General features: G+C 75.3%; 1 protein-coding gene. It reads left to right on the top strand.

Annotation, left to right across the window (positions count from 1 at the left end):
• The first annotated feature begins 52 nt into the window (after window positions 1-52).
• Entirely contained in the window at window positions 53-16,333 is a 16,281-nt protein-coding gene (locus tag ACZ6EG_RS22020) for a type I polyketide synthase (RefSeq protein WP_469606789.1), read from the top strand.
• Window positions 16,334-16,361: the final 28 nt, after the last annotated feature.

Genomic DNA, 16,361 nt, shown 5'->3' with positions numbered 1-16,361 from the left:
TGGCGGCTCCGGGTGGACCGTGGCCGAGCGGGAGCCTGGGAGGCACTGGCAGATGGCAGAGGACGAGACGCTCCGGGACTACCTCAAGCTGGTCACGATCGATCTGCGCAGGACGAAGCAGAAGCTGCGCGACCGTGAGGCCGCCGACCAGGAGCCGATCGCGATCATCGGCATGAGCTGCCGCTACCCGGGCGACGTCCACACGCCCGACGACCTGTGGCGGTTGGTGGCCGCGGAGCAGGACGCGATCTCCGGCTTCCCCGAGGACCGGGGCTGGGACCTGGCCCGGCTCTTCGACGGCGACCCGGACGGCGAGGGGCACAGCTCCGCACGCCAGGGCGGCTTCGTCCACGACGCGACCGCCTTCGACGCCGACTTCTTCGGCGTCTCCCCCCGCGAGGCGCTGGCGATGGACCCCCAGCAGCGGCTGCTGCTCCGGGCGGCCTGGGAGGTGTTCGAGCACGCCGGCATCGACCCCCACTCGGTCCGCGGCACCCGCACCGGGGTGTTCGCGGGCGGCAACGACCAGGGCTACCTGCGGCTGCTGGCGAACGAACCCGGCTCCGTGGGACACCAGCTGACCGGGGGCGCGACCGCCGTGATCTCCGGCCGGGTCGCCTACACCCTCGGCCTGGAAGGGCCCGCGGTGACCCTGGACACGGCGTGTTCGTCGTCGCTGGTCGCCCTGCACCTGGCCTGCCGGTCGCTGCGCAGCGGCGAGAGCACGCTCGCCCTGGCCGGTGGCGTCACGGTCATGGCCACACCCGGCGTGTTCACCGAGTTCACCCGACAGCGCGGACTGGCCGCCGACGGCCGCTGCAAGTCCTTCTCCGTGGACGCCGACGGCACCGGCTGGTCCGAGGGCGTCGGCCTCCTGCTGGTCGAGCGGCTCTCCGACGCCGTGCGCAACGGCCACGAGGTGCTGGCGGTGGTGCGGGGCAGCGCCGTCAACCAGGACGGCGCGTCCAACGGGCTCACCGCCCCCAACGGACCGTCCCAGCAACGCGTCATCCTCCAGGCGCTCGCCGACGCCCGCCTCTCCGCGTCCGACGTGGACGTGGTCGAGGCGCACGGCACGGGCACGAGGCTGGGGGACCCGATCGAGGCGCAGGCGCTGCTCGCCGCCTACGGCCAGGACCGGCCCGAGGAGCGCCCGCTGCTGCTCGGCTCGGTCAAGTCCAACATCGGGCACGCGCAGGCCGCGGCGGGTGTCGCCGGCGTCATCAAGATGGTGCAGGCGCTCCGCCACGAGCAGCTGCCCCGGACGCTGCACGTGGACGAACCGTCCGCACAGGTGGACTGGTCGGCGGGCGCGGTGGAGCTGCTGACCGAGGGACGGTCCTGGCCCCGGGGGGAGCGGCCGCGCCGGGCAGGGGTGTCGTCGTTCGGGGTGAGCGGTACCAACGGCCACGTCATCCTGGAGGAGGCGCCCGCCGCGAGCGCCGTGGAGGAGACGGCCGAGGCCGGGGCGGGTACGGAAGACGGACTGTTGGCGTGGCCGCTGTCCGCCCGCTCCGCCGACGCGCTGCGCCGCCAGGCCGGGCGGCTGCTGCCGGTGGCCGCCCAGGCGCACCCGGCCGATGTGAGTCACTCCCTGGCGACGGGGCGTGCGGCGCTGGAACACCGGGCGGTGGTGCTCGGTGCCGACCAGGAGGAACTGCTGGCCGGGCTGCGGGCGTTGGCCGAGGGCGAGGACACACCGTCGGTGGTGTGCGACCGGGCCGTGCAGGACGGCCTGGCGCTGCTGTTCTCGGGTCAGGGTTCGCAGCGGTTGGGGATGGGCCGGGAGCTGTACGGGGCGTTTCCGGTGTTCGCGGATGCCTTCGACGCGGTCTGTGCGGGTGTCGATCTCGAGCGTCCGTTGCGGGAGGTGGTGTTCGGCGAGGACGCGCGGTTGTTGGAGCGGACCGTCTACGCGCAGGCGGGACTGTTCGCGCTCGAAGTGGCGCTGTTCCGCTTGGTGGAGTCCTGGGGGGTGACCCCGGATGTGCTGGTGGGGCACTCGATCGGTGAGCTGGCGGCGGCGCACGTGGCGGGGGTGCTGTCGCTGGAGGACGCCTGCGCGTTGGTGTCCGCTCGGGGGCGGTTGATGGACGCGTTGCCCGAGGGCGGGGCGATGCTGGCCGTGGAGGTGGCCGAGGAAGCTCTGGAGCTGCCTGACGGGGTGGACCTGGCGGCGGTCAACGGACCCACGTCGGTGACGGTGTCGGGCGGGGCGGAGGCGATCGCGGAGCTGGAGGAGCGACTCCGGGCGCGGGAGATACGGGTCAAGCGCCTCGCCGTCTCGCACGCCTTCCACTCCCGCCTGATGGAGCCGATGCTGGCGGAGTTCGCGGCCGTCGCGGAGTCGTTGACCTACCACGCCCCGACGATCCCGGTCCGCACCACGGCCCCGGGTGCGATCGACACCCCGGAGTACTGGGTGGGTCAGGTACGGGAACCGGTCCGTTTCGCGGACGCGGTGCGTCAAACCCGTGACATCGGTGCCGGCGTGTTCCTCGAACTCGGCCCGGACGGTGTGCTCTCCTCCCTGGTCCCTCACCTCACCGAGGACGCGGCCACCGCCCCCGCCCTGCGTCCCGGCCACGACGAGCACGCCACACTGCTGCGTGCCCTCGCGTGCGTCCACGCGCGTGGTGCGGATCTCGACCGGGCCGCCGTGTTCGCGTGCGCTGGTGGCCGCCGTATCGCGCTGCCCGTGTACGCCTTCGCCGCCGACCACTACTGGCCCTCCGGTGTCTCCTGGGCCGGTGATGTCGCGTCCGCCGGCCTCGGCGTCACCGATCACCCGCTGCTGGGCGCGGGGATCGCGCTCGCGGAGGACGACGGGTACCTCTTCACCGCCCGGATCTCGACGGCCACCCAGCCCTGGCTGGCGGAGCACCGGGTGCACGGCCGGATCGTGGTGCCCGGAACGGCGTTCGTGGACCTCGCGGTGCGAGCCGGTGAGCAGGCGGAGACCGAGCGGCTGGACGAGTTGGTGCTGGAGGCGCCGCTGGTCGTGCCCGAGAACGGCGCGGTGCAGGTGCAGCTGGCCGTGGGCGCCGCCGACGACGAGGGCAGACGGACCCTCACCCTGCACTCCCGGCGCGAGGACGGGGGCGCGTTCGACGGCTGGCCGGACCGTCCTTGGACGCGGCACGCCACCGGCGTCCTCGCCCCACGGCCCCCGGCTGTCGCCGAGGACCCCGAACTCGTCGGCGTATGGCCGCCCCAGGGCGTCACACCCGCCGACCCGGCCGCGCTCTACGAGCGGCTCGGCGCTGCCGGGCTGGAGTACGGCGAGCTGTTCCGCGGCGTGTCCGCCGTGTGGACGCGCGGTCGGGACGTCTTCGCCGAACTCGCCCTGCCGGAGAGCGCCGCCACCGGCTTCGGGCTGCACCCGGCCCTGCTCGACGCCGCGCTCCAGTCGGCCGCCGTGCAGGGGGACGGCGGCGGAACCGGCCTGCCCTTCTCCTGGTCCGGGGTGACGCTCTGGGCCTCCGGGGCGACCCTCCTGCGCGCCCGGGTCTCACCCGCGGACGACGGCGACGGTGTCCGTGTGCGGGCGGTCGACCCGGCGGGCAGCCCGGTCGTCACCGTGGAGCGTGTCGTCACCCGGCCCGCACCGGCCCTCACCGACGAGGCGCCACGGCCCGACGACCTCTACCGGCTGGAGTGGACGCCGGTCCCGGCGGCCGGCCCCGGCCCCGGCGCATTGGCTCAGATCGGGGGCGGCGAGCCGCTCGTCGACCGGGCGGGCACGCTCGACGACCTCACCGACAGCGGCCGGACACCCACCCATCTCGTGCTGTCCGCCTGCCCGGACGCGCACGTCTCGACCGGCGCGCGGGCCGTACTCGCCCGGACCACCGAGGTGCTCGGACTGCTGCGGTCGTGGCTCGGCGACGAGCGGTACGCGGACAGCAGCCTGATCGTCGCCACCCGAGGCGCGGTGCAGGCGGACCCCGCCGACACCGTGCCCGACGTGGCGGGAGCCGCCGTATGGGGCCTGGTGCGCTCGGCGCAGGCGGAGCACCCCGGCCGCATCGTCCTGGTCGATCTGGACCCGTCGGCCGAGGACGACGCCCGGGCGCTCGCCCTCGCGGTCATGTCCGGCGACCCCCAGACCGCCGTACGCGGGGACAGTGTCCTCGCGGCACGGCTGACGGCGGCGGACCGCGGCCTCGTACCGCCTCCCGGCGGGGCGTGGCGGGTGGGGGTGACGGAGCGCGGCGCGGTGGAGAACGTGGCGCTGCTCGCGGCGCCGGACGCCGAGGGCGGGCTGCAACCGGGCCAGGTGCGGGTGGCGGTGCGTGCGGCGGGAGTCAACTTCCGTGACGTACTGAACGTGTTGGGCATGTACCCGGGCGAGGTGCCGGTCGGTGGCGAGGCCGCCGGCGTGGTGCTGGAGGTGGGCCCCGGGGTGACCCGCTGCGCGGCGGGGGACCGGGTGATGGGGTTCTTCGACGGCGCGATGGGTCCGGTGGCGGTGACCGACGAGCGGCTGCTGGCGCAGGTGCCGCACGGGTGGGGTTTCACGCAGGCGGCGGCGGTGCCGATCGCCTTCGTCACGGCGTACTACGGGCTGGTGGACCTGGCGGGGTTGTCGGCCGGCGAGTCGGTGCTGGTGCACGCGGCGGCCGGTGGCGTCGGGATGGCGGCGGTGCAGGTGGCGCGCCATCTGGGCGCGGAGGCCTACGGGACGGCGTCGCCGGCGAAGTGGGGGGCCACGGGCCTCGACGCGGAGCACCTCGCGTCGTCGCGGGACGTCGACTTCGAGGGGGTGTTCAGGGAGCGGACCGGTGGGCGCGGGGTGGATGTGGTGCTCAACGCGTTGGCCGGTGAGTTCGTGGACGCCTCGGCGCGGTTGCTGGTGCCCGGGGGACGGTTCGTGGAGATGGGCAAGGCGGACGTGCGGGAGGCGGACGCGTTCGCCGGCTGTGCCTACCGCGCGTTCGACCTGCGGGAGGCGGGGCCGGAGCGGATCGGGGAGATCCTCGCCGAGGTCCTCGCGCTGTTCGCGGCGGGCACGTTGGTGGTGCCACCGGTGCGGGTCTTCGACGTGCGGCGGGCGCCGGACGCCTTCCGTTTCGTGAGTCAGGCCCGGCACGTGGGCAAGGTCGTGCTGTCGGTACCGGCCGCGTGGGACCCGGAGGGCACGGTGCTGGTCACGGGGGGTACGGGGGCGCTCGGCGCCCTCACCGCCCGGCACCTGGTCGAGGAACACGGCCTGCGCCACCTGCTGCTGGTCGGACGCCGGGGCGCTGAGGCCGACGGCGCCGCCGCACTGAGCGCCGAACTGACCGCCCTGGGAGCCGAGGTCACCGTCGCGGCCTGTGACGTCACCGATCCCGAGGCACTCGCGGCCCTGCTCGCCGAAGTCCCGGCACGGCATCCGCTCACCGCCGTCGTGCACGCGGCGGGCATCCTCGACGACGGCCTGGTGGAGTCGCTCACCGAGGACCGGCTCGAGGCCGTCCTCGCGCCCAAGACGGCGGCCTCCGCGCTGCACGAGGCGACGGCCGGTGCCGACCTGGCCGCGTTCGTCATGTACTCCTCGATGTCCGGGACCTTCGGCAGCCCCGGGCAGGCCAACTACGCCGCGGCCAACGCCTACCTGGACGCCCTCGCCCGTCACCGGCACGCCCGCGGACTGCCCGCGCTGTCCCTCGCCTGGGGTCCCTGGGCCGGCACCGGCGGCATGGCCGACGCGCTCACCGCATCCGAGGCGGCCCGCATCCGCCGCTCCGGATTCCCGCCGCTGAGCCCCGAGCGGGGCCTCGGCCTGCTGGACACCGCCCTGGCGCTGCCCGACCCGGCGCTGCTCCCCACCGTCCTGGACACCGCCCGGCTCGCCGCCTCCCCGGCGACGCTGCCCCCGCTGCTGCACGGTCTGGTCCGTCCCGCACGGCGGGTCGCCGACCGTACCGTCGCCCCCGGCGGCCTCGCGGAGCGGCTGCGTCGGCTGCCCGCGGAGGACCGGGCCCGCACCGCGCTCGACCTGGTACGGGGCATGGTCGCGTCGGTGCTCGGCTTCGCGTCGCCGGACGCGGTGGACCCGTCACGGCCGTTCAAGGACCTCGGCTTCGACTCGCTGACCTCGGTGGAACTGCGCAACCGCATCGGCCGGACGGCCGGCCGCAGGCTGCCCGCGACCCTCGTCTTCGACCATCCGACCCCCGAGGCACTCGCCGCCCACCTCGTCACGGAGGTCCTCGGCGACCCCGCCGCGCCCGTACCCGCCCTGCCCGCCACCACCCGTGCGGAGACCGCCGGCGACCCCATCGCGATCGTCGGCATGGCCTGCCGCTTCCCCGGCGGGGCCGACACCCCCGAGGCGTTGTGGCGGCTCGTCGCCGAGGAGACCGACGCCGTCGGCGACTTCCCCACCGACCGGGCCTGGGACCTCGCCCACATCTACGGCGAGAGCGAGAAGACCGACGACCGGCGGACCTTCGAGGGCGGTTTCCTCCAGGACGCCGGCGGGTTCGACCCGGCGTTCTTCGGTATCTCGCCCCGTGAGGCGCTGGCGATGGACCCGCAGCAGCGGCTGCTGCTGGAGACCTCCTGGGAGGCCTTCGAGCGGGCCGGCGTCGACCCGGCGGAGCTGCGCGCCACGTCCACCGGCGTCTACGTCGGCACCGCCACCTCCGGATACGGCCTCGGCCGGTTCGACGTGCCCGACGGCTCCCGCCCGCACGTCCTCACCGGTACCGCGACGAGCGTCATCTCCGGCCGGCTGGCCTACACCTTCGGGCTCGAAGGGCCGGCGGTGACCGTGGACACCGCGTGTTCGTCGTCGCTGGTGGCGCTGCACCTGGCCATCGGGGCACTGCGGCGCGGAGAGTGCGCGATGGCGCTGGCCGGCGGTGCCACCGTCATGTCGGTACCGGGCATCTTCACCGACGCCGCGCAGGGCGGCGCGCTCGCGCCCGGCGGCCGTTGCCGGGCCTTCTCCTCCGACGCCGAGGGCACCGGCTGGGGCGAGGGCGTCGGCATGCTCCTGGTCGAGCGGCTCTCCGACGCGCGCCGCAACGGGCACCCGGTCCTGGCCGTGGTGCGCGGCAGCGCGGTCAACCAGGACGGCGCGTCCAACGGCCTCACCGCCCCCCACGGCCCCGCCCAGCAGCGGGTCATCCGGGCGGCGCTCGCCGACGCGGGCCTGGACACCACCGACGTGGACGCGGTCGAGGCGCACGGCACCGGCACGGAACTCGGCGACCCCATCGAGGTCCAGGCCCTGATGGCCACCTACGGGCGCGGGCGCGACGAGGAACAGCCGCTGTGGCTGGGTTCGCTGAAGTCCAACATCGGGCACACCCAGTCGGCCGCCGGCGTCGCCGGGATCATCAAGATGGTGATGGCCCTGCGCCACGGCGTGCTGCCGCGCTCCCTGCACATCACCGAGCCCACCCGGCACGTGGACTGGGACGGCAGCGGGGTCCGGCTGCTGACCGAACGGGTGGAGTGGGCCGACGGCGAACGTCCGCGCCGGGCGGCCGTCTCGTCCTTCGGCATGAGCGGGACCAACGCCCACACCATCCTCGAGCAGGCCCTCCCCGAGCCGGCCCCGGAACCGTCCGCGACCGACGGCGGCGCGGAGGTCGCCCTGCCCTGGCTGCTCTCCGCCCGTACCCCCGCCGCCCTGCGCGCCCAGGCACGACGGCTCGCCGACCACCTCGACGCCGACCCGGCGCCCGCCGGTCAGGACGTGGCCCACTCCCTGGCCGCCACCCGCTCCCGTTTCGAGCACCGCGCCGTCCTCCTCGGCCCCGACCACCACGCGCAGCTCACCGCGTTCGCCGAGGGCGCCCCCGCGCCCGGAGTGGTGACGGGGACCGCGGGGCGGACCGGCCGGGTGGCGTTCGTGCTGCCCGGCCAGGGCTCGCAGTGGCCCGGCATGGCCGACCGGCTGCTGGCGGAGTCCGCGACCTTCCGGAACACGCTGCGGACCTGTGCGCAGGCACTGGAGGAGCATCTCGACTGGTCGGTCGAGGACACGCTGCGCGGCCTGCCCGGGGCCGGGGACATGGCACGGGCCGACGTCATCCAGCCCGTGCTGTTCGCGACGATGGTCGCGCTCGCCGGGCTCTGGCGCGAGCACGGCGTCGAGCCGGAGGCGGTGGTCGGTCACTCGCAGGGTGAGATCGCCGCCGCCCACCTCGCCGGCGCGCTGTCCCTGGAGGACGCCGCGCGGGTCGTCACCCACCGCAGCCGCCTGCTGTCCCGCGTGGTCGGCCAGGGAGCGGTGGCCTCGGTCTCGCTGCCCGCGCAGGAGGCGCTGGCGCGGCTGCAACGCTGGGGCGACGCGCTCAGCATCGCCGCCGTCAATGGGGTGTCCTCCGTCTCCGTCGCCGGCGACGAGGCACCCCTGGACGAGTTCCTCGCCGAGCTGGAGGCCGAGGGCGTACGGTGCCGCAAGCTCCGTATCAAGGGCGCGGCGCACTCGGCCGTCGTCGAACCGCTGCGCGAGGAGGCGCTCGCGGTGCTGGCGCCCGTACGGCCCCGCGCCGCGCGCATCCCCTTCTACTCCACGGTCACCGGCGGACTGCTCGACACCACCGCACTGGACGCGGAGTACTGGTACCGCAACATGCGGCAGACCGTGCAGTTCGCCCCGGCCACGCGCGCACTGCTCGCCGACGGGTTCGGCGTCTTCGTCGAGTGCAGCCCCCACCCGGCACTCGCCGGGGCCGTACAGGAGACCGCGGAGGACGCCGGTGCGTCCGACCCCGTGCTGCTGGCCTCGCTGCGCCGTGAGGAGGGCGGGCTCGAACGGTTCTCCGTCTCGCTCGCCGAAGCGTTCGTCCGGGGCGTCGGCCCCTCCTGGGCCTCCCGGGGCAGCGCCGTCGACCTGCCCACCTATCCCTTCCAGCGCGACCGCTACTGGTGGGAGCCTCTCCCGCAGGAGACGGCCGGCCCCGCCCAGGGCGGTACGGCCGAGGAGGGCCGGTTCTGGGCAGCGGTGGAGGGCGGCGACGCCGAAGCGCTCGCCGAGTCCCTGGGCACCGACGCCCTGGCCCCCGCACTGCCCGCGCTCGCGGCGTGGCGGCGGCGCTCCCACGACCGGTCCACGGTGGACGGCTGGCGCTACCGGGTGGAGTGGAGGCACACGCCCCTCACCGGGCCCGGCCGGCCCGCGCTGACCGGCACCTGGGCGATCGTCGCGGGGGAGGAGCACGAGGACCTGGCCGGCCGGCTCGCCGCGCTGGTGGACCGGGCCGGCGGCACGGCCCACGTGACCACCGACCCGCCCGGGGAACCGTCCGGGGAACGACCGTTGTCCGGGGTGATCTCGCTGCTCGCCCTCGACTCCCGCCCGCACCCCGTCCACCCCGGCATCAGCGTCGGTGCCGCGCGGAACCTCGCCCTGCTGCGCGCCGTGACCGCCCGCCCGACCCCGGTCCCGGTCCACCTGGTCACCAGCGGCGCCGTCTCCGTCGGCCGCATGGACCCGCTACGGGACACCGCCCAGGCCGCCACCTGGGGGCTGGGCCTGGTGTCCGGCCTGGAACGTCCCGACTGCTGGGGCGGCCTCGTCGACCTGCCGGAGCAACCGGACGACCGGGTGCTCAACAAGCTGCTGCGGCTGATCGCGCGGCAGCCCGAGGGCTCCGGGGGCTCCGCGGACTCGGGGCACTCCGCCACGGAGGACCAGGTGGCACTCCGTCCCGCCGGCGTCTTCGTGCGCCGCATGGTCCGGGCCCCGAAGAGCACGCCGGTCCGGTCCTGGCAGCCCGGTTCCACCGTGCTGATCACCGGCGGTACGGGCGGCATCGGACGGCACCTCGCCCACCACATGGCCGCCCGGGGCGCACGCAAGCTCGTCCTCACCGGTCGCCGCGGCCCGGACACCCCCGGGGCCCGGGAACTGGCCGCCGAACTCACCGCACGAGGCGTCGAGACGATCGTCGCCGCATGCGACGTCACCGACCGGAACCAGATCGCCGCGCTGCTCGCCGAGCACCCCGCCGACACGGTGATCCACGCCGCCGGAGTGGCGCAGGCGACCGCGCTCGCCGACTGCGGGGAGACCGAACTCGCCGCGGTGACGGCCGCCAAGGCCCAGGGAGCCCGGCACCTGGACGAACTGGCCGGTGACGTCGGCACGTTCGTGCTCTTCTCCTCCGGCGCCGGTGTCTGGGGCGGCGCGGGCCAGGCCGCCTACGCGGCGGGCAACGCCGTACTCGACGCACTGGCCCAGGACCGCCGGGCCCGGGGCCTGGCGGCCACCGCCGTGGCCTGGGGCGGCTGGGCGGACGGCGGCATGGCCGACGACGGGCGGGCCGTCGCGGAACTCGGCCGGCGCGGACTGCACGCGATGGATCCCCGCCTCGCCCTCGAAGCGCTCGACCAGGCGCTGGACGCCGACGAGACCTGCCTGACCGTCGCCGACATCGACTGGGCACGCTTCGCGCCCGGCTACAGCGCGGCCCGCGCCCGCCCGCTGATCATGGACATCCCCGAGGCCCGGGCCGCGCTCGCGACGCCCGAGACCCCGGCCGACCGCGCCGAGGAGACCGGCGAACTGCATGACCTGCTGGCCGGGTTGACCGGACCGCAGCGGACCCAGCACCTGCTCGATCTCGTACGGGAGCACGCCGCCGCCGCGCTGGGCTACACGGACACCGCCGCGATCGAGGCCGGCCGCGCCTTCCGGGACCTGGGCTTCGACTCGCTGATGGCCGTCGACGTGCGCAACCGGCTCCAGGCCGCCACGGGCCGCAAGCTGCCGCCGACCCTGGTGTTCGACCATCCCACCCCCGCCGACCTGGCGGACCACCTGCTCGTCGAGGTGCTCGGCGAGCAGGACGCGGCCGAGGGCACCGCGGCCCGAGCCGGCGGCGCCGCCGCGGACGAGCCGCTGGCCGTGATCGGCATGAGCTGCCGGTACGCCGGCGGAGTGGACTCGCCCGAGGACCTGTGGCGGCTCGTGCTGGACGGCACCGACGCCATGGGGCCCTTCCCGTCGGACCGCGGCTGGGACGTGGAGCACCTCTACCACCCCGACCCCGACCACCCCGGCACCTCCTACGTCAAGGAGGGCGGGTTCCTCGCGGACGCCTCCCACTTCGACGCGTCCCTCTTCGGGATCAGCCCCCGCGAGGCGGTGGCCACCGACCCGCAGCAGCGGCTGCTGCTGGAGGCGACCTGGGAGGCGATGGAACGGGCCACGATCGACCCGTCCTCCCTGCGGGGCAGCTCGACGGGCGTCTTCGTCGGCACCTCGTTCGTCGGCTACGGCATCGGGGCCCAGCAGCCGGGCAACGAGGCCGAGGGCTTCTTCCTCGCCGGCACCGGTACCGCCGCCGCGTCGGGCCGCATCTCCTACACCTTCGGCCTCGAAGGGCCCGCCGCCACCGTCGACACCGCCTGCTCGTCCTCCGCCGTCGCCATCCACCTGGCCTGCCAGGCACTGCGGAACAACGAATGCGACCTGGCGGTCGCGGGCGGCGCCGCCGTCCTGGCCACCCCCGCCTCCTTCACGGAGTTCAGCCGCCAGCGCGGCCTCGCCGCCGACGGCCGGTGCAAGCCGTTCGCCGCGGCGGCCGACGGCACCGGCTGGGGCGAAGGGGTGGGCATGATCCTGGTGGAGCGCCTCTCGGACGCGCTGCGCGCCGGGCACCCGGTCCTCGCGCTGATCCGCGGCACCGCCGTCAACCAGGACGGCGCCTCCAACGGCCTGACCGCCCCCAGCGGCCGCGCCCAGCAGAAGGTCATCCGCCAGGCGCTGGCCAACTCCGGTCTGGACGCCGCCGACATCGACACCGTCGAGGCGCACGGCACGGGCACCACCCTCGGGGACCCCATCGAGGCGCAGTCGATCCTGGCGACGTACGGCCAGAACCGCGCCGAGGACCGGCCGCTGTGGCTCGGCTCCGTGAAGTCGAACATCGGTCACACCCAGTCGGCGGCCGGCGTGGGGGGCGTCATCAAGACGGTCATGGCGCTGCGCGAGGGGATCCTGCCCGGAACCCTGCACATCGACGCGCCGACCCCGCACGTCGACTGGTCGACGGGCGCGGTCGAGCTGCTGACGGAGACCACCCCCTGGCCCGACACCGGTGGGCGCCCCCGGCGGGCCGGCGTGTCCTCCTTCGGCGGCAGCGGCACCAACGCCCACCTGGTCCTGGAGCAGTACGTGGAACAGCCCGCGCCGGACCAGGACCCGGATCGTGCCCCCGAGACCGGCCGGACCCCTGAGCCCAGCCGGACCCCTGAGCCCGACCGGGCTCCCGAGCTCGACGGCGTGGTGGCACCGTGGGTGCTGTCCGCCCGGGGCGTGGCAGCGCTGCGGGGCCAGGCCCTGCGGCTCCTCGAGCACCTGGACGCCGCACCCGCCGCCCATCCCGCCGATGTCGCCCACTCGCTGACCGCCACCCGGGCCCTGCTCGGACACCGCGCCGCCGTGGTCGCCGCCTCCGACGCCGACCGCCGGGCCGCGCTCGCCGCCCTCGCCCGCGGCGAGGCCGCGCCACACCTGGTCCAGGGCGTGGAGCGCTCCGGGAAGGTCGCCTTCGTCTTCCCCGGGCAGGGCGGCCAGTGGGAGGGCATGGCCGTCGAACTGATGGAGACCTCCGAGGTCTTCGCCGCCGAGCTGTACGCGTGCGGCGAGGAGTTCGCCCGCCACCTGGACTGGTCGCTGATCGACGTGCTGCGCGGCGCCGAGGGCGCCCCGCCGCTGGACCGGGTCGACGTGGCACCGGTCGTGCTCTTCGGTGTGACCGCGGCGCTCGTCGCCCTCTGGCGGGCCCACGGCGTCGAACCCGACATGGTCCTCGGCCACTCGCAGGGCGAGATCGCCGCCGCCTACGCCTCCGGTGTCCTCTCGCGCGCCGAGGCGGCCCGGGTCGTCGCCCTGCGCGGCAAGGTGCTCCTCCCGCTGGCCGGCGTCGGCGGCATGGCGTCCGTGGCCCTGCCGGCCGACAGGACCCGCGAGCTGCTGGAGCCGTGGGGCACGCGGCTCTCCCTGGCCGGGATCAACAGTCCCGCGTGGAGCGTGGTCGCCGGGGAGCGCGAGGCACTGGGCGACTTCCTCGCCGCCTGCGAGGCGGACGGCGTCCGGGCGAGACGTATCCGGGTGGACTTCTCCTCGCACTGCGCCCAGGTGGAGCCGGCGGCCCGGGAGCTGGCGGACCTGCTCACCGGCCTCAGCCCCACCACGGGCGCCGTCCCTTTCCACTCCACGGTCACCGGCGAGCGGACCGACGGAGAACTGCTCGACGCCGCCTACTGGCAGCGGAACCTCGTCACCCCCGTCGACCTGGACCGGGGCGTGCGGGGGCTGGTGGAGCAGGGCGCCAGGTTCCTGGTGGAGATCGGTCCGCACCCGGTCCTCGCGCCCTCGCTCGGCGAGATCCTCGACGACATCCCCGACCTCGCCCCGGGCGAGGTCACCGTGCTCGGTACGCTCCGCCGCGACCAGGGCGGCATGGAACGCTTCCTCCTCTCCGTCGCCGAACTCCACACCCACGGGGGCGCGGCCGAACTCACCGCACCCCTCGCGGGACTGCCGGTGCGGACCGTTCCCTTGCCGGTGTACCCCTTCCAGCGGGAGCGGTACTGGCTCGACACCGCGTCCCCGGGCCTCGGTGACCTCGGCGCGGCAGGCCTGAGCGGCACCGGGCACCCGCTGCTGACCGCCACGCTGACGCTCGCCGACGGCGCGAGCACCGTGTTCACCGGGCGGCTCTCCGCACGCACCCAGCCCTGGCTGGCCGACCACGCCGTTCTCGGCGCCGTCCTGCTGCCGGGCACCGCCTTCGTGGAGATGGCCCTGCACGCCGGCGCCCGGGTGCAGGCCCCGGTACTGGAGGAACTCGCCCTGGGCACCCCCCTGGTGCTGGGCGAGGACCACGCCGTGGAGGTGCAGCTCACGGTCGGCGCCCCCGGGGAAACGGGCCGCCGGGAGGTGGCCGTCCACGCACGCGACGCCGACCTCCAGGACGCCCCGTGGGTCCGGCACGCCACCGGCACCCTGGCGCCCGCCGTCGCTCCCGCCGCCCGCTCGCTCACCACCTGGCCTCCGCCGGGTGCCGAGCCGGTCGAACTCACCGGCTTCTACGAGGCCATCGCCGACGCCGGCTACAGCTACGGCCCCGCCTTCCGGGCGCTCACCGGAGCCTGGCACCGTGACGACGCGCTCTACGCCGAGGTGCGTCTGTCCGACGAGGTGTCCGACAAGGGCTTCCTCCTCCACCCGGCGCTGTTCGACGCGGCTCTGCACGGCATCGGCCTGCTGCGCCGCCTGCGCGACGGCGCCGAGGCCGGCCGTACCGCCGACCTCCCCTTCATGTGGAGGGAGGTGACGCTGAGCGCCAGCGGTGCCGAGACCCTCCGCGTGCGGCTCACCGAGTCCGACGACGGCGTCGGCCTCGAACTCTTCGACGACACCGGAATCCCGGTCGGCGGGGTGGGGGCCCTGGTGGCGCGGCCGGCGGGCGCCGAACTGGCGGCCGTCCGCCACGGTCTGGCCGACACCCTCCTGCACGTGGACTGGGGCACCGAGGTGCCGCTCCCCGCCGCCGCTTCCGGCCGGCTCGCCCTGCTCGGGGACGACACCTGGCTGGACGGGGCGTTCGGGGAGACGAAGCCCGACGAGGCCGACATCCTCGTCGCACCGTTCGTCGCCCCCGCCACCGGAGCGGACACGGCCGGCGCCGTGGAGGAGGCCGTCACCCGGGCCCTCGGCCTCGTCCGTGACCGGATCGCCGACGAACAGCGCACCGGACAACCCCTGGTGCTGGTCACTCGGGGCGCGGTCGCCACGGCGGACGACGACCTGACGGACCTGGTCAACGCCCCCGTGCGCGGCCTGGTGCGCTCCGGGCAGGCCGAGCACCCCGGCCGGTTCCTGCTGGTCGACCTCGACCCGGCGGCCGAACCGGACCCCGCGCTCCTGCACAGGGCCGTCGTCGCCGCGCTGGAGGCAGGGGAGACCGAGGTCGCCGTACGCGACGGGCGGGTCCTCGCGCCCCGGCTGGTCCGCATGCCCGTACCCGGAGGACGGACCGACGGGACGGAACCGGAGCCGCGTACCGGCCTGGAGACGGCCGACGGCACGGTCCTCGTGACCGGCGCCACCGGCACCCTCGGCAGCGCCCTCGCCCGGCACCTGGTGCGACACCACGGAGTGCGGCACCTCCTGCTCGTCAGCCGGAGCGGTCCCGCCGCTCCCGGCGCCGAGGAACTGGTCGCCGAACTGGCGGACCTGGGAGCCCGGGCGACCGTGGCCGCCTGCGACGTGGCCGACCGCGAGGCACTGGCCGACACCCTGGCCCGGATCCCCGCGCGGCACCCGCTGACCGCGGTGGTGCACACCGCCGCCGTCCTGGACGACGGCGTGATCACCCAGATGACGGACCGGAGTGTCGCGCGAGTGCTCGGGCCCAAAGTACGCGGGGCGGTCAACCTGCACGAGCTGACCCGGGACGCGGACCTCACGGCGTTCGCGCTGTTCTCCTCCGCGGCCGGTGTGCTCGGCGGAGCGGGGCAGGCCAACTACGCGGCGGCCAACGTGTTCCTGGACGCCTTCGCCGCGCACCGCCGCCGACTGGGGCTGCCCGCGGTGTCGCTGGCCTGGGGACCGTGGGCCGAACGCACCGGACTGACCGGAACCCTCACCGAGGCCGACGTGCGCCGCGTGACCCGTTCCGGCATGAGCACGCTGACCACGGAGGACGGCATGGCCGCCTTCTCGGCGGCCTGTGCCGCAGAGAGGCCGCTGGTGGTGCCGATGGCCTTCCGGCCTGCGGCCCTGCGGGGACGCGACCTGGTGCCCCCGCTGTTCAGGACGCTGGTTCCTCGTCAGAAGCGGCGGTCGGAGACCGGCTCGGGGGACCCCGCGGCTCTGCGGGCCGCGCTCTCCGGAGTGCCCGAGGCGGACCAGCGGCGCGTCGTGCTCGACCTGGTCCGCGGCCAGGTGGCCGCCACCCTCGGCTTCGCCACCCCCGGGGAAGTCGACGTCGACCGGGGCTTCCTGGAACTCGGCATGGACTCCCTGACCGGCGTGGAGCTGCGCAACCGGCTGGCCGCCTCCACCGGGCTGCGGCTGCCCGCCACGCTCGTGTTCGACCACCCGAACTGCACCGAACTCGCCCGCCGACTCCGCGCCGAACTGGCTCCCGAACCGGTACGGGAGGCCGACCGGCTGCTGGCCGAACTGGCCCGACTGGAAGCCGACCTGACGCGGATGGACGGCGACGAGGAGGGCCGGGCCCGGCTGGCGGCCCGGTTGCGGTCCCTGGCCGACCGGTGCCAGGGCGAGCAGACCAGGCGGGACGACAATCTGGACTCCGCCTCGATCGAGGAGGTCTTCGACCTCCTCGACACCGAGTTCGAGACGCCGTGAGAGGACGCGAACAGCAGACCATGAGCGA

The organism is Streptomyces sp. NPDC041968 (assembly GCF_055589025.1).
The sequence above is the reverse complement of the archived record's forward strand: the minus strand, read 5'-3'. Positions and strand labels throughout refer to the sequence as shown.